This window comes from Actinomadura luzonensis, from assembly GCF_022664455.2.
Classification (GTDB): Bacteria; Actinomycetota; Actinomycetes; order Streptosporangiales; family Streptosporangiaceae; genus Nonomuraea; species Nonomuraea luzonensis.
The window spans coordinates 465,306-480,400 of the sequence record NZ_JAKRKC020000002.1 but is presented as its reverse complement, the minus strand read 5'-3'; the positions used below and the strand labels follow the sequence as shown (position 1 = coordinate 480,400).

The following is a 15,095-nucleotide window of genomic DNA, read 5'->3' as shown; positions in this document are numbered from 1 at the left end:
GTGGCGGGTGAGACAGCATGCGCAGTGGGGCCAGGCCAGTGTCGAGAAGATGCTCGGAGCATTACCGGTGATCGCGGGGTTCTGCTCGCGGCTGCGGATTCGGGAGCTGGTGGATGCGGCCTGCCCGGTGCGTGATGTCGCGCAGCTGACTCATGGTCAGGTGATCGAGGTGCTGGTGGCCAACCGGCTGACCTCGCCCGCGCCGCTGGTGCACGTGCAGGACTGGGCGCGCGCCTGGGCGGTGGGTGAGGCGTTCGGGACCGATGCCGAACTGCTCAACGATGACCGGATCGGCCGCGCGCTGGATGCCATCGCCCCGCATCTGGACCAGCTGGCCGGGTCGGTCGGGCTGGCCGCGATCGAGGCGTTCGGCATCGAGGTGACCCGCCTGCACTGGGACATGACCTCGATCTCGCTGCACGGCGACTACCCCCAGCCCGAGCCCGGATACGCGACGCCGCGTTTTGGTCACCCCAAGGACCGGCGGCCGGACCTGAAGCAGGTCCAGGCCGGGATCGCGGTGGCCGCTGATGGCGCGATCCCGGTCTTCCACCGCGCCTACGACGGCGCGGCCGGTGAGGTCGGGCAGGTCATCGGCGCCATGCAGGGCCTGCAGAAGCTGGCCGGCCCGCACCGCATGCTCATGATCGGCGATTCCAAGCTGATCTCGTATGCCAACCTGGCCGCCATGGACAGGGCGGGGGTGTCCTTCATCGCGCCGGCCTCCAAGCAGTACGTCAGCGCCGCGGCCCTGGCCGGTCAGAAGCTCGCCGACGCGACCCGGGTGGACTACGTCGCCGCCCGGGACGAGCGCAAGAGCGCCGACCGGCGCGGCCTCTGGCACGTGCACGAGGACGACGCCATGACGCTGGCCGGGCCGCGCAAGAAGGACCCGATCCTGACGCTGCGGCGCATCTTCGTGCACTCCTCCGCCCGCGCCCAGGCCGCCGCCACCGCCCGGGCCAAGAAACTCGATCGCGCCCGCGACGACCTGGCCCGGCTGGAACGCGGCCTGGGCAGCCGCCACTACCCCACCGAGCAGGCCGTCGCCGACCGCCTCGCCGCGATCGGCCGCGACCGCCGGGTCAGCCCCTACCTGACCGCCCAGGCCGGCACCGACCCCGACACCGGCAAACCCACCCTGGTCTGGCACTTCGACCAGAGCGCGATCGACGCCGACGCCGCCACCGACGGCTGGTACGCCCTGCTCACCAACCTGCCCCCCGAGGCCGCCGACGCCGAACAGGTGCTGCGCCACTACAAAGGCCAAGAAGCCGTCGAACGCCGCTACCAGGCCTTCAAAGGCCCGCTGGCCGTCACCCAGCTGTATCTGAAGAACAACCGCCGCATCCACGCACTGATCACCGTCATCTGCCTGGCCCTGCTCATCTTCTGCCTGATCGAACGCCAGGCCCGCCAGGCCCTCACCGCCCGCGGCCAGACCAAGGTCAACGGCCTGTACGCCGGACGGCCCGCGATCCCCACCGGCAGGCTCATCCTCGACGCGCTGGCCGGTATCCGGCTGATCCCGGGCACCGGCCAGTCACCCCCGACCATCCCGCAACCCACCGACCTCCAACTCCATCTCCTGGACCTCCTCGACATCGATCCACGAGACCTCCGCTGAAGATCACGCACGTGCGGAAAACGGGGCTAGCCGCACCCGCTCACCACTTCCACATGCCCACGCGGACCGGCACCCCCGGCGAGGCGTGGAGCAGCGCCGGACCGGTGGGGGCCGGCAGCCCGGCCGCCTGGACCACATCCTGGTCCAGGCGGCCGAGGCGGGCGTGGCGCAGCGGCCACGGCGGGTGCTCGACCTCCGCCGCGGCCAGCCGCCCGGCCACGAGCGTGAACAGCCGGTACCGGGCGGTCAGGAAGTGCGCCAGCGGGTCCCGTTCGTCCTCGGCCAGCGGCGGGCCGAGCTCCACGTCCGCGTCGCACCGCGCCCCCTCCTTGCCCGGGAAGCGCCGGCCGCACCGGTAGCGGACCCGGCCGTCGCCGGCCTCCACCGACATGCCGGACCAGAAGTACGGCAGCGCGTACGCGGCCCGGCCGCCGAGGACCGCGGGCAGGCGGGCGGCGTCCAGGGACAGGAACCAGATGCCGGTGCGTCCCCGGGCGTCCCGGGCGTAGGTCCGCAGGTTCGTCTCCGGGAACGCCGACAACCACGGCAGGGCCGGGACGCCCGGCGGCCGCACCCCGCGCATGAGGAACGGCGTCAGCCCCACCCACGCCGCGCCGTCGAAGGTCTCGGCCGTGAGCTGCTCCGGCAGCAGCGCCTGCACGCGCTCGGCCGGGTAACGCCAGTGGATGAAGGTCATCCGGGTCCACTGGTGGTACATGACGGGCAGGCTGACCCGGGGCGACGGCGGCGCTTCCACCCGAGGCCCCTGCCCCCGGCCGCCGCCCGCACTCCCCTCGCCGGCCCGCCCTCGATGCCGGGCTCTCTCGCGGCGCGGCGGCCGCCGCCGTCCCGGAGGGCCGCCTGCCTGCATGGACGCCGACGGCCGGGGTAGCCCGTAGCGCATGAGCACTCCCGACGAGAACGACGCCAAGACCGACACCAGGCCGCTGCTGGACGCGGCCCAGGAGGACGAGAAGGAGAACCGCCAGGCCGCGGGCGAGCCGCGGCACGCGGGCCAGGTCGCGATGGAGCAGGCACTGAGGGAGTCGGGCCGCACGGCCGAGGATCTCACCTCGGCCGGGGACGAGGACGGCGAGCGGGCGGAGTGACTGAAAGCCTTCCTGGCGGGCAACCGTCAGCGCATGGTCCGTAATCTACTCAGAGGCGCGGCGGGCGGCGCGGTCGCGACGGCGGTCATGAGCCTGGTCATGGTCGCCGGCAGCCGTACGGGGCTCATGCCCGACCAGCCGCCCAAGCGCATCGCACGCGCGGCACTCCCGGGACACCGGCATCGGCCCAAGCCAGGGGAAGGGGTGGCGGGCGCGCTGGCCCACTTCGGGTTCGGCATGACCGCCGGCTCCCTGTACGGGCTGCTGACCCGGGGACGGCGCATCCCGGCCCCCGTCGGAGTCGGCTACGCGCTGGCGATCTGGGTCTCCAGCTATCAGGGCTGGGTGCCGAAGCTCGGCATCCTGCCACCCGCCGCCGAGGACCGGCCCGGACGCCAGGCCGTCATGGTCGCGGGACACCTCGCGTACGGCCTGACCCTGGCCACGGTCCTGAACCGCCTCAGCACCCGAGCCGCCAAGCGCACAGGGCACGAGGACACCACCTCCGCCTGAGCCCAAGGCAACGCGAGCCTGCGCTCGGCCGCCTCCCCGCGCCCCGCGCGGCGGGGCGGATCGGCCGATGGGCCCGGGGCCGTGGCGGGGCGGGGGTCAGGCGGGCCGGCGGTCCTGCTGCTGCCGGACCAGTTCCTCAACCGCGCTGGGCAGCGTCGTCTCGAAGTCGATCAGCTTCGCCCACGTGGGCGTCACCACGACCCGGACCATGCCCTCGTGGTAGAGGGAGCGCACCCCCGCCTCCCACTCCACCCGCTGTTCGGGCGTCATCTCGTAGGTGCTGGTGGCCTGGAGGAACTCGTCCGGGATGCCGTCCACCGGGTCCAGCTCGGCCCGGCCGCGGATGAGCAGGATCTTGGGCGGGTGCGTCTCGGTGTCGATGGTCAGGGCGACCACCGGGTTGGCGCGCAGGGCCGGAAGCTTCGGGGCGTTCTTGGGGGTGCACATGACGATCTCGGCGCCGTTCCAGGCGAAGATGATCGGGATGTTGCGCGGCGTGCCGTCCTTGGCGACGTAGGCCAGGCGGATCACGTCGCGGGCGAGCAGCTCGCGGCTGAGCGGCCGGCTCAGGACGTCGGCCACCTCGTCCGGTTTCATGGTCTTTCCTTCCTAGAATCGGTCCGGGTGTCAGCCGAGCTGCTGGGCGAGGCCGACGATGATGCCCTCCGGGCCGCGGACGTAGCAGAGCAGGTAGCTGTCCTCGTACCGCTCCAGCGTGCCGACGAGCTCGGCGCCGTGGCGGCGCAGGCGGACGACGACGTCGTCGATGTCGTCGACGGCGAACATGACGCGGCGGATGCCCAGCGTGTTCACCGGCGCGTCCTCCGGCACGGCCCTGACGGCCTTCGGCGTGTGGAACTTCGTCAGCTCGATCCCGCCGTCGCCGCCCGGGACGCGTAACATGGCGACCTCCTGGCGGACCCCGTCGAGCCCGATGACGCGTTCCGCCCAGCGCCCCTCGATCGGCGACCGGCCCTCCAGCTTCAGGCCGAGCTCGACGAAGAACGCGATGACGGCGTCAAGGTCCTCGACGACGATGAGGACGTTGTCCATCCGCTGCACGCTCACCCGGTTACCTCCCGCGTTGCCCGCGGCGCCCTGCGCGCCGCCGGATCCACCTTGGCCCGGGAGCGGGCCGCCCGGCAGATGCGAATGTCATCATGCGGGCGGTGAATTTCACCGCCCGCCGGGGGCGGCGGCGGTCGGAGGACGACGGTCAGAGGATGAAGGTGAACAGCGGCGAGCCCGGGGGGATGCGCTCCACCGTGAGCGGGCCGGCCTTCATCCGGAACAGCAGGTCGTCCAGGTCGCCGGCCTGCTCCAGCTCGATGCCGACGAGCGCCGGGCCGGTCTCGCGGTTGTTCTTCTTGACGTACTCGAAGGCGATGATGTCCTCGCCCTCGCCCAGGACCTCGTCCAGGAAGTGCCGCAGCGCGCCGGGGCGCTGCGGGAAGGTCACCAGGAAGTAGTGCCGCAGCCCGATGTGCACGAGCGAACGCTCCAGCACCTCGTTGTAGCGGCTGACGTCGTTGTTGCCGCCCGACACCACGCACACCACCGGCCCGCCGCCGGAGGCGCCGGACAGCAGCTCGCGGGCCGCCGCGCCGGCGAGGGCTCCGGCGGGTTCGGCGATGATGCCGTCGCTCTGGTAGAGGTCGAGCATCTCGGTGCACACGGCGCCCTCGTCGACCGCGACGACCTCGTCGACCAGGTCTCTGACCAGGGGGAAGGTGGCCTCGCCGACGCGTCCGACGGCGGCGCCGTCCACGAAGGTGTCGAGCTCGGGCAGCGCGGTCGGGCCGCCGTGGTCGAGGGCGGCGCGCATGCTGGCCGCCCCGGCGGGCTCGGCCCCGACGATGCGGGTGGCGGGCGCGTGCTCGCGCAGCCAGACGGCGACGCCGCTGATCAGGCCGCCGCCGCCGACCGGGACGACCACGGTGTGCGGCGCCTGCCCGCACTGCGCCAGGATCTCCAGGCCGACGGTGCCCTGCCCGGCCATCGTCCGGGCGTCGTCGAACGGGTGCACGTAGACCGCGCCGGTGCGCTCGCTGTCGGCGTGCGCGGCGTGGCTCGCCTCGTCGTAGGTGCCGCCGGCGACGACGATCTCGACCCGGTCGCCGCCGAGCGCGGCGATGCGCCCGCGCTTCTGCCGGGGCGTGGTGGACGGGACGTACACGCGGCCGCTGATGCCGAGGCGGGCGCACGCGAACGCGACGCCCTGCCCGTGGTTGCCGGCGCTCGCGCAGACCACGCCGCGCCGCCGCTCCTCGTCGGTGAGCGAGGCGATCAGGTTGAACGCCCCCCGCACCTTGTACGAGCGGCAGACCTGCGCGTCCTCGCGCTTGAGCAGCACCTGGCCGCCGAGCAGCCCGGACAGCCGCTCGTTCGGCTCCAGCGCGGTACGGCGCACCACCGGCCGCAGCCGTTCGGCCGCCTGGCCGATCATGGCGGCGGTGAGGCGGTCGGTCATGCGTTCTCCTGCACGTAGTGGTGAAAGAACGGATGGTAGCAAGGCCCGGAGGCGGTGGTGGCCGCCCGCGCGGACGGGCGGGGATAAGCGGCGCCGCTCTGGATAGACAAGGTCTATGGCAAGATCTGCGCTGGTCGTCATCGACATGCTCAACCCGTACGATCATCAGGACGCCGAGCGGCTCACCCCGCAGGTGGAGGCGGTGGTCGAGCCGCTGGCGAAGCTGGTCGCGCGCGCCCGCGAGCGGGACGACGTGGAGCTGGTGTACGTCAACGACAACTACGGGGACTTCTCCGCGGACCGGCACGAGATCGAGAAGCGGGCGCTGCGGGGCCGGCGCCCGGACCTGGTGAAGCCGATCCTGCCGCCCGCCGACTGCGCCTTCCTGCCGAAGGTCCGGCACAGCGCCTTCTTCGGCACGTCCCTCGAGTACCTGCTGTCCCATCTGGAGATCGGGACGGTGGTGCTGGCCGGGCAGGTGACGGAGCAGTGCGTGCTGTACAGCGCGCTGGACGCGTACGTGCGCCACTACGACCTGGCCGTGCCGTCGGACTGCGTGGCCTGCATCGACGAGGAGCTGGGCCGGGCGGCGATGCGCATGATGGAGCGCAACATGTCCGCGCGCCTGGCCCCGTCGCGGGACTTCTTCACCGGGTGAGGCCGAGCGGCGGAGCGGTTCTTTCGGGCTGCTTACGGCTTGCGGCGCGCTCTCCGCCCGGGCGGTGATCCGGCGCATCATGGCGATCGTCATCACCAAGAGAAGGGCTCACTGCGATGGGACTTCATCGGGTCGCCGCGGTTGCGGGGGTCGGCTGCGGGCTGCTGCTCGTCGTGAACGCGGCACGGCGGGGCGGGCTGGTGCCGGAGACCGCCTTCACGCACGCCGTCGCGCCGTTCGGGGCGCTGACGGGGCTGCTCGCCGTCACCGGGATCTACCTGGCCGTCCGGCACCGGGCCGGCACGCTGGGGCTGGTCGGGTACGTGCTCAACTCGGCCGGGCTGGCCGGGGCGTTCGCGGTCGAGTACATCCTGCACTACGTGTTCCCGTACCTGGGCGGGGGCACGGTGGCCGCGCTGCTGGCCGGGGCGACGGGGACGGCGTTCCTGGTCACGTCGGCCGTGCTGGTGACCGGGGTGGTGGTCTTCGGGGTGGCCGCCGCGCGGAGCGGGCGGATGCCGGTCGTGGCGGCCGGGTTGTACGTGGCGGGGATGCTGCCCGGGTCGTTGCGGAACCTGGTGCCGGAGCCGGTGTACCTGGGCGGGCTGGTCGTGGCGGCGGCCGGGGTCGTGTGGATGTCGGTACGGTTCTGGAGCACGGAAGCGGGACCGGGCGCGGCCGGGAGGGACGCGGCCGGCGGGGTCGTCACGCTGCACCCGTGAACCGCGAGCGCGCCGGCCAGGGCGGCCACGTGGACGGACGACAGAACGCCGGTGGAACGCCGGTGGAACGCGGTGGCACGCCTCTCCGGGTGACTGGCTTTGTCGTGTTCCGGAGGGCTTCGTGGGTACTGGCCGTCTTTCCTCGCTCGCCGTCCTGCTGCTCGCCGCGGCGCTGGCCCCGTCCGGGACCGCCGGCGCCGCGGCGCAGCCGGGGCCCCTGGGCGAGCGCCCCGTCTATGTCACCAACAGCGAGTCCCCCAGCATCTCCAGGTTCGTCGTGGACGTGGCCACCGGGCGCCCGGTCCTGACCGGCGACCCGGTGGCCGCGGGCCCGGGGGTCCGCCAGATGGCGTTCACGCCGGACGGCCGGCTGGCGTACGCGGCCGACGCCGGCGAGGACGGACCCGGGGCGATCTCGGCCTACGCGGTCGGGCCACGGGGACGGCTCGACCCGCTGCCGGGCGACGCCGGAACCGTCAGCACCGGCGGCGACACGCCGTTGGGCATCGTCGTCACGCCGGGCGGGCGCTTCCTGTACGTCGCCCACGTCTTCAGCAGGTCGGTGGCCGGCTTCGCGATCGGGCCCGACGGCCGGCTCAGCCCGCTGCCCGGCTCCCCCACGCCGACGAGCGTGGCCAATCCGCGCGGGCTGGCCGTGACGCCCGACGGCCGTTTCCTGTACGTCGGCCACGGCGATCCGGGTCCGGACCGGCTCAGCTCCGTCGGCGCGGTCAGCGCCTTCGCCGTCAGGGCCGACGGCACGCTCGCCGAGGTCGCCGCGCCGATCAGGCTCGGCCGGTTCTGCGGGGCCATGACCATCACTCCTGACGGCCGCCGCCTCTACCTGACCTGCAGCGACACCTCCCAGGTCTACGGTTTCGCGATCGGTTCCGACGGCACGCTGAGCGCGCTGCCGCGCTCGCCGTACGACGTGTCGACCTTCCCCGAGGGCATCACGTCCTCACCTGACGGGCGTTTCGTCTACGTCGCCAGCCCGGCCCCGGGAGCCGGCGGCACCACGCCCGGCGACGGCGCGGTGTCGGGCTTCTCCGTCGGCGCCGACGGGGCGCTGACGCCGGTGAAGGGCTCGCCGGTGCCGGCCGGCTTCGGCCCGGTCGGGATCACGACCCTGCCGGACGGGCGGTTCCTGTACGCCTCCACCGACCTGCCCGGCGTCACCGAGGGCCCCAACGGCGGCCTGAGCGCGTTCGGCCTCGGCCCCGCCGGGGCGATGCGGCCTCTGCCGCCCGGCACGCCCTTCCCCACCGGCGGCAGCGAGCCCGCGTACGGCTCGGCCGCGGTCCTGCCCGACCAGGGGCCGGTCGCCGCCTTCACCGCCGGCCCCGCCGCCGGTCCCGACGCCCGGCCCGGCGGCCGTTCGGTGACCTTCGACGCCTCGGCCTCGGCCGACCCCGACGGCCGCGTCGCCCGTTACGTCTGGGACTTCGGCGACGGCACCACCGCCGCCACCACCGGCCCCCGGATCACGCACCGGTACCCGCGCGCGGGGACCTTCACGGCCGCCCTCACCGTCACCGACGGCGAGGGCTGCTCCACCGCCCTGGTCGCCACCGGCCAGGCCGTGCTGTGCAACGGCACCCCGGCCGGCTCCGCCGCCCACGACGTCACCGTCCGGGGGTGACGCTGTCAAGGCTGTGCGCCCCGGTAGCCGATGAGCGACAGGGTCTGGGCCAGCGTGCTCGCGTAGGCCGACGTCCCTTGGTCGTTCGGGTGGAACGACTCCCGGCTCAGGCACACCGGCTCGGACACGTCGAGCGGGTTGGGGATGCACTTCGCCCGGGCGTCCCCCTCGTGGTAGTCGCCCTCGCCGTTCGGGGTGAGCATGACGGGGTTGATCCAGGCCCCGTCCCCGCACGCCTCGTGGCCGGCGAAGTAGCTGATCGGGCTGGCCGCGTACACCTCGAAGGGCGGGTCGCCGGGATCCCCCTCGGACTGCAGCTGCGACACCAGCTCCCACTGCTTGCCCTCCATGTACCGGGCGAGCTGGCCGAGCAGATCGGCCTCCCCCGAGGTGATCAGGGAGGTGCCGGAGACGCTGCAGCCGCCCGCGGCGATCAGTTTCGGATAGCCCAGCAGGACGATCTTCGCGTTGGGCGCCCGGTCCGGGGCGTGGATCTCCCTGAGGACCTGCTTCAGCTTCTCCGCCGTCCGGTCGATGATCGCCTTGTACGTGGGCATGAACGAGTCGCCTCCGCACTCCACGAACGGGATGATGCAGGAGCTGAGCGCGTTGGTGAAGGCGCCCTCGTCGTTGCCGCCGAGGGTGAGCGTGACCAGGGTGGTGTTCTCGTCCAGCACGCCTGAGTCGAGCTGCGCGATCTCGTGGAACTGGCCCTCGCCCTCCCCGTACCTGTCGGGGTACTGCCACGACCAGGGCACCCCGTCCCCGGTGACGTTCCAGGTCTGCGCGCCGGAGCAGGCCACGAAGCCGAGCTCGTGGCCGGGGTCGAACCGGTCGACCAGGGTGCCCAGGTTCTCGCTGTCGCCCGGCAGCACGACCTTGCGCGGGTAGGCGTCGTTGCTGCGCCGGCAGGCGTTCCAGGAGGGCGTGCCGTGGTCGGTGTCGGAGGCGGAGAAGTAGTTGCCCGCGCCCTCGCCGGAGCTGTAGGAGTCGCCGAGGGCGGCGACGATGTGCCGGGGCTTGGCGGCGAGCTTCTGGACGGCGATCGCGTCCCAGGCCACCCGCACGGTGCCCTTGCCGTCCTCGGTGATGTTGCCGAGGCGCACGCTGGGCACGGTGCCGTTGAAGTCGTACACCCCGAGCGACACCCAGCCGTTGCGGCCGAGCGCCTGCGGCAGGTAGCGGTGCTTGCGGTAGGAGCGGCTGCCGTCCACGTCGATCTCGTAGCGGGCCTGCTGGGTGCGCGCTCCGACGACCGGGAGGTGCACGAACACGCGGGCCCATCCGGCGCTCTGGTTCAGCGTCCAGGTGCCGACCGCGCTGCGCGCGGACTCGCCCTCGGGGATGGTGTCGCTCATCCAGAACTGGCCGGCGAAACCGCTGCCTATCTGATGCACGTCGATCTTGCCCGGGTAGTTGCCGGCCGCGTTCGGGCGGAAGGTGAACTGGAAGGAGCCGGCCTCGTTGTAGTCGGGGGCGCAGTTCGGCCGGACGGAGGGGATTCTCTTCGCCAGGTTGTCGACGACCAGCGCGCCGGACGGCAGGCCGGTCAGTCCGCAGTTCGGCGGGTAGTTGGTCCCGTCCTCCTGGTAGGCGTAGCCGGGGTCGAAGCGGATGAACTCGTGACCGCAGTCGCTCGGGCAGTCGTCCTTCCAGGTGGCCGCGGCGTGGTACCAGCACTGCAGGTCGTACTGGCCGGCGCTGTTCCTGTGCGCGCACGGGCCGGCCGGCTCGCCGATCACCTCCGGCGCGTCGGGCGGGTAGCTCGCGCCGGGCCGGCAGTCGTTGCTCGCGTCGCAGAACAACGTGACGGGCGGCTGCACGAGGTAGCGGTCCGAGTTCGTCAGCCACCAGGCGGGCACGAAGTTGTGCACCAGGTTGCCGGGCGTCTCGATGAGCTCGATCGGGTGACCGGCGAAGCCCATCACCTTCTCCGGGTACGGCCAGTCCTGGGGGTGCGCGGCGTCGGCGTACGACTCCTCCATGAAGGGGGTGCGGTCGGCGGGATAGCGCGGGTTGACCGGGTTGTTGAGCCAGCCGACGCCCCACGGCTTGCCGCCGCCGGGGTCGGGGTGGAAGCCGGAGTTGTACGCCCAGGCGGCGAAGAACCAGTTCTCGATCCGGTCGGCGCTGCCGTTGTTGAGCTTCAGCCCGGCGCGGCGGGTCTCGTTCCACTTGTCCTGGAGCATCTGCATGCCCTTGGCGATGTTGGCCGCGAAGTCCAGGGCGATCGCCCGCTGCTGGTCGAGGGGCAGCGCGGTCTCCCCCGGCTTCTCCTTGCCGGCCACGCGCATGCCGTCGGTGACCTGCATGATGCCGTACCCGCAGTCGGCCTCGGCCCAGTCGATCGTCCAGTCGTCGCCTTCGTCGTCGTTGTAGTAGTCGATGCCGAAGTAGTTGCCGATCAGCGGGTTCGCGGTCGTGCCCGGGATGGCGAAGCGGGCCGCCTGCCAGGTGTTCGACTCCTGGGTGGCCACGCCGAGGAGCACCTGCGCGGGCACCCGCCCGCCGCCGTCGAGCGTCCGCGGCGGGAACAGGCCCTGCGGCGTGTAGGCGGGCATGCCCAGGTTCTTCCAGTTGGCCGGCCGCTGCACGGTGAGCCGGCCGTACACGGCCTGGTCGACGGCCCACTCCACCTGGCGCGGCTTGGGCTGCATGGCCTGGCTGCGCGGATCGTTGCGCGCCACCGAGCAGTAGCGCTGGTCGCCGTCGGCGGGGTCGTGCGGGTCGCCGGCCGCGGCGGGCGCGGCGGGCGCGACCCGGCCCAGCGCCGGGCTGGGCAGCGCGCCGCCGCCCGCGCCGCCGGCCGGCGTCACCGCCAGGGTGAACGGCTTGCCCGTGGCCAGCGACGTGGCGGTGATGTCCACCCGCTGCGGCGCGCCGGGGTCGGCGGGCGGCACCCGCGGGTCCTTGGTGTGCGTGCGCGTCACCGAGGTCACCGCGACCTCGCCGGACAGCGACACGCCGGCGTCGTCCGGCACGTCGGCGAGCGTCACGCCCGGCGGCGCCGCCGCGCGGGCCTTCGTGGCCTTGGCACCGGTCACGTACACCTGCCCGCCGCGGGCGGAGCGCACGCTCACGCCGGTGACGCCGCCGGTGGCGAGCACGGTGACGGCGTTCCCCCCGGCGAGGTCGACGCGCCGCACCGAGGCCGTCCGCGCGTCCTCCACCTGGGCGTACACCACGCCGCCCGCGGCGTCGGGCGCCAGCCGGTACGGCACGCCCCTCGTACGGGCCAGCACCTCCCGCTCGCCGTCGGGCCGCACCCGCACCAGCGCGCCGGAGTCGGCGGCCACGATGCCGTCCCCGGTGGGCACCGCCGACGTGAGCTGCCCGGGCACCTCGATCGCCGGCTTCACCTTCCCCTTGACCGTGTCCAGCTCCAGCAGCCGCGTCGCGGCCAGGTCCTCCCCGCCGCCCTGGGTGAGCACCGCCGACTCCGAGGGGCCGCAGCCCGGGTTGAAGTAGGCCAGGCTGGTCTGCACGTTGAGCTTGCGCACCGGGCCGCCGTCGAGGTCCACGATCGCGGTGAACCCGCCGCGGTCGGCCAGCTCGGCCTTGTTGGTGAACGTGCGCGGCCCGTACACCACCACGGCCCGCTCGCCGGACGCCGTCACGCAGACGTTGCCGATCCAGGTGTCGGTGTCGAAGCCCGGCTCCGACAGGGAGGCCGCCGTCCGCCACCGGTAGCCGTCCTTGGCGTCCGCCACCAGCACGTGGAACCCGGTGGCGTCACCCGCGGTGGTCACCGCCCGGTCGGACGACTTCGCCCAGCCGCCGCCCAGGAGCGCGGCCCGTTCGGCGGGGGCGACGCTCTCCGGCGCGGCGGGCCGGGTGGGCGGCACCGTGAGATCCTGGTCAGGGGACGACGACGACGGCGGCGGGGTCGGCGCGGCGCGTGCCGCGAGCGGCGTGGACAACACCACCGAGACCGACAGGACGGCTGCGAGGGACGCTCGGGCGCGCATGCTCACTCCTCGGACGAAGGATCAGGCGTTGTAACGGAGCCAGACCTGGTGGGCCCGGTGGTGGCAGGTCCACTGGACGATGGCCGCGAAGTCGGCGAGCGACCCGCCGATGACCTCCATGCAGAGGTTCGTGCCGTCGTTGAGGTGGATGTTCAGCTCGGTGCTCTTGGTGATCCACACCTGCTCGGGCGTGCCCGTGTAGCAGCCGATCTGCTTGATCGGCGCCTTGAGGTCGTGGTTCCAGGCCATCAGGCACTTGCCGCTGTAGGCGTTGCCGATGAGGTGGAAGTCGATGGATCCGTCACCCTCGGTGTGCCAGAGGTACCACATCTGCGACACGCCACCGGCGACGCACCGGTACTGCACGGCCGGCGCGCCGAGGTCCTTCGAGGCGCCGAGGATGTCCAGGCACCTGCCGCTGTTGAGGTTCCGGTACGTGTACGGGCCGATCCACGAGCCCTGGAGCTGCACTCCGTCGGTGGTGACCGGCGGAGGCGGCGGCGCCGGCGCCGCACCGGTGGTGGCCAGCACCGCTTGCATCTGGGCGTCCGGCGGCGCCGCGTTCGCCGTGCCGGACAGGCCGCCGACGAACAGGGCGACCGCCGCGATGAGCATCGCCGCTCTTCTGACCCGCATCACAGGCCTTCCTCTCACGCTGGGAACGTTCAGACGAACGGTCGCATCGCGGGGATCGGCCGGACAGGCCGTCAGCCGGACATCTGCCGGTCATTCCCGGGCGGGAGGACGCCTTCGCTGCGGAGCCTGGCGCGGGCGGCGGAGATGGCCTCGGGGGTGGTGGCGAACACCTGTCCGGCCTCGTCCAGGCGGGCGATGACGCCCAGGGCGTGCAGCGGCCGGTGGTGTCCGTCGCGGATGCCGGAGACGTACACGGTGATGCCGCGCCGTTCCAGCCGGGTGATCGCGTCGCCGAGGACCAGGGCGCCGCTGGCGTCGATGGTGGTGATGCGGGACATGCGCAGGATGACCACCGAGACGTCGGCGATGCCGGACAGCTCCAGCAGGAAGCGGTGCGCCGCCGCGAAGAACAGCGGCCCGTCGAGCCGGTAGGCGACGATGTGCTCGGCCAGCAGCGCGTGCTCCTCGTCGCTGTGATCGCCGGGCAGGTCCGGGCGCAGCGGCACCGCGTCCAGCCGGACGTTCCCGGCGATCGCCCGCAGCGCCAGGGCGCCGGCCGTGACCAGGCCCAGGATCACGGCGGCGACCAGGTCGAGGGCGAGGGTGGCGAGCGCGGTCAGCGCCAGGACGACGGCGTCGGCGCGGGTGGCGCGGGCCATCGCCCTCAGCGAGCCGGCCTCCACCATGCGCACCGCGGTGGCCAGCAGCACGCCCGCCAGGGCGGCGAGCGGGATGCGGGCCACGAGGCCGGCGGCGGCGTAGACGATCACCGCCAGGATCGCGGCGTGGGCGAGCGAGGCGAGCCGGGAGGAGGCGCCGGAGCGGACGTTGACCGCGGTGCGCGCGATCGCCCCGGTCGCGGGAACGCCGCCGAACAGCGGCGCCACCAGGTTGGCCAGCCCCTGGCCCAGCAGCTCCCGGTCCGGGTCGTGGCGGTGGCTGACGCTCATGCCGTCGGCGACGGCGGCCGACAGCAGCGACTCCAGCGCGGCCAGCGCCGCCACCGCGACGGCGGGAGCGATCAGCGAGCCCAGCTCGGCCGGGTCGAGGAAGGCGAGGGAAGGGGCGGGCAGCCCGGCGGGCAGGGCGTCGATGCGCGCGACGGGCAGGCCGGCCAGCTCGGCGACGAGGGTGGCGGCGGCCACGGCCAGCAGCGAGAACGGCACGGCGGGCCACCGGCGGGCCCCGGCCAGCATGACCGCCGCGACCGCCACGGCCATGGCGAGGGCGGTCCAGTTCGGGCGGGCGGCGAAGTCGAGGACCGCCTGCCAGGCGACGGCGAGCACCTTGTCGCCTTCGGGCGCCGGGACGCCGAGCGCGGCGGGCACCTGCTGCAGCCCGATCACGCAGGCGATGCCGAGGGTGAAGCCCTCGACGACCGGCGCGGGCACCAGCGCCATGTAGCGGCCCGCCCTGGCCAGCGCCAGCGCCACCAGCAGCAGCCCGGCCAGCACGCCGACGGTCAGGACGCCGGGGACGCCGTGGGCGTGCATGATCGGCACCAGCACCACGGTCATCGCCCCGGTCGGCCCGGACACCTGCAGCGCCGAGCCGCCGAAGAAGGCGGCCAGCGCCCCGGCCACCACCGCCGTGGCCAGCCCGGCCTGCGCGCCGAGGCCGGAGGAGATGCCGAAGCCGAGCGCCAGGGGCAGCGCGACGATCGCCACCGTCAGGCCCGCCAGCAGGTCCCTGCGCGGGTGCCGGCCCATGGCCGCGAGGTCGGCGCGGGCGGGCAGCAGCGCGCGCAGGC

At 73.5% G+C, this 15,095-nt stretch carries 13 protein-coding genes; 6 read left to right on the top strand and 7 right to left on the bottom strand.

Features of this window, described 5'->3' with window-relative positions; translation table 11 throughout:
* Positions 1 to 7: 7 nt before the first annotated feature.
* The gene (locus MF672_RS32435; protein WP_444861108.1) at positions 8 to 1,627 is read left to right on the top strand and encodes an IS1634 family transposase; all 1,620 of its coding nucleotides are present in this window, start codon (positions 8 to 10) and stop codon (positions 1,625 to 1,627) included.
* A 40-nt stretch (positions 1,628 to 1,667) separates the two neighbouring features.
* On the opposite strand, the gene MF672_RS32430 is transcribed toward MF672_RS32435, so the two are convergent.
* Positions 1,668 to 2,345 carry a YqjF family protein gene (locus tag MF672_RS32430; protein WP_247815516.1) on the bottom strand — a complete coding sequence of 226 codons (678 nt, stop codon included), beginning with the start codon at positions 2,343 to 2,345 and terminating at the stop codon, positions 1,668 to 1,670.
* A 184-nt stretch (positions 2,346 to 2,529) separates the two neighbouring features.
* Between MF672_RS32430 and MF672_RS32425 the strand changes: the two genes are divergently transcribed.
* Both MF672_RS32425 and MF672_RS32420 read left to right on the top strand, forming a co-directional pair.
* The gene (locus tag MF672_RS32425; RefSeq protein ID WP_242383340.1) at positions 2,530 to 2,736 is read left to right on the top strand and encodes a hypothetical protein; all 207 of its coding nucleotides are present in this window, start codon (positions 2,530 to 2,532) and stop codon (positions 2,734 to 2,736) included.
* A gap of 33 nt (positions 2,737 to 2,769) precedes the next feature.
* Entirely contained in the window at positions 2,770 to 3,249 is a 480-nt protein-coding gene (locus MF672_RS32420; RefSeq protein WP_242383339.1) for a DUF6789 family protein, read from the top strand.
* Between the two features lie 96 nt (positions 3,250 to 3,345).
* Here MF672_RS32420 and MF672_RS32415 read toward each other — a convergent pair whose 3' ends face one another.
* The 3 genes from MF672_RS32415 to ilvA form a co-directional block, all read right to left on the bottom strand.
* Entirely contained in the window at positions 3,346 to 3,846 is a 501-nt protein-coding gene (locus MF672_RS32415; protein WP_242383338.1) for a pyridoxamine 5'-phosphate oxidase family protein, read from the bottom strand.
* A 30-nt stretch (positions 3,847 to 3,876) separates the two neighbouring features.
* Positions 3,877 to 4,302, bottom strand: coding sequence for a VOC family protein (locus MF672_RS32410; protein WP_242383342.1), 426 nt, complete (start codon positions 4,300 to 4,302; stop codon positions 3,877 to 3,879).
* 163 nt (positions 4,303 to 4,465) lie between these two features.
* Positions 4,466 to 5,719 carry a threonine ammonia-lyase IlvA gene (gene ilvA, locus MF672_RS32405; protein WP_242383337.1) on the bottom strand — a complete coding sequence of 418 codons (1,254 nt, stop codon included), beginning with the start codon at positions 5,717 to 5,719 and terminating at the stop codon, positions 4,466 to 4,468.
* Positions 5,720 to 5,834: 115 nt separating this feature from the next.
* On the opposite strand from ilvA, the gene MF672_RS32400 reads away from it, so the two are divergent.
* From MF672_RS32400 to MF672_RS32390, 3 genes are all read left to right on the top strand, one after another.
* Positions 5,835 to 6,377 (top strand): cysteine hydrolase family protein, encoded by a 543-nt coding sequence (locus tag MF672_RS32400; protein WP_242383336.1) that lies wholly within the window; start codon positions 5,835 to 5,837, stop codon positions 6,375 to 6,377.
* A 116-nt stretch (positions 6,378 to 6,493) separates the two neighbouring features.
* Positions 6,494 to 7,099: a hypothetical protein gene (locus MF672_RS32395; protein WP_242383335.1), complete on the top strand. Its 606-nt coding sequence runs from the start codon at positions 6,494 to 6,496 to the stop codon at positions 7,097 to 7,099.
* A gap of 121 nt (positions 7,100 to 7,220) precedes the next feature.
* Positions 7,221 to 8,741: a PKD domain-containing protein gene (locus tag MF672_RS32390; RefSeq protein WP_242383334.1), complete on the top strand. Its 1,521-nt coding sequence runs from the start codon at positions 7,221 to 7,223 to the stop codon at positions 8,739 to 8,741.
* 5 nt (positions 8,742 to 8,746) lie between these two features.
* Here MF672_RS32390 and MF672_RS32385 read toward each other — a convergent pair whose 3' ends face one another.
* From MF672_RS32385 to MF672_RS32375, 3 genes are all read right to left on the bottom strand, one after another.
* Positions 8,747 to 12,709 (bottom strand): SGNH/GDSL hydrolase family protein, encoded by a 3,963-nt coding sequence (locus MF672_RS32385; RefSeq protein WP_247815515.1) that lies wholly within the window; start codon positions 12,707 to 12,709, stop codon positions 8,747 to 8,749.
* Positions 12,710 to 12,730: 21 nt separating this feature from the next.
* Positions 12,731 to 13,345 (bottom strand): RICIN domain-containing protein, encoded by a 615-nt coding sequence (locus MF672_RS32380; protein WP_242380323.1) that lies wholly within the window; start codon positions 13,343 to 13,345, stop codon positions 12,731 to 12,733.
* Between the two features lie 71 nt (positions 13,346 to 13,416).
* A complete protein-coding gene (locus MF672_RS32375) occupies positions 13,417 to 15,054 on the bottom strand; it encodes a SulP family inorganic anion transporter (RefSeq protein ID WP_242380330.1) in 1,638 nt (545 codons plus the stop codon).
* Positions 15,055 to 15,095 lie beyond the last annotated feature (41 nt).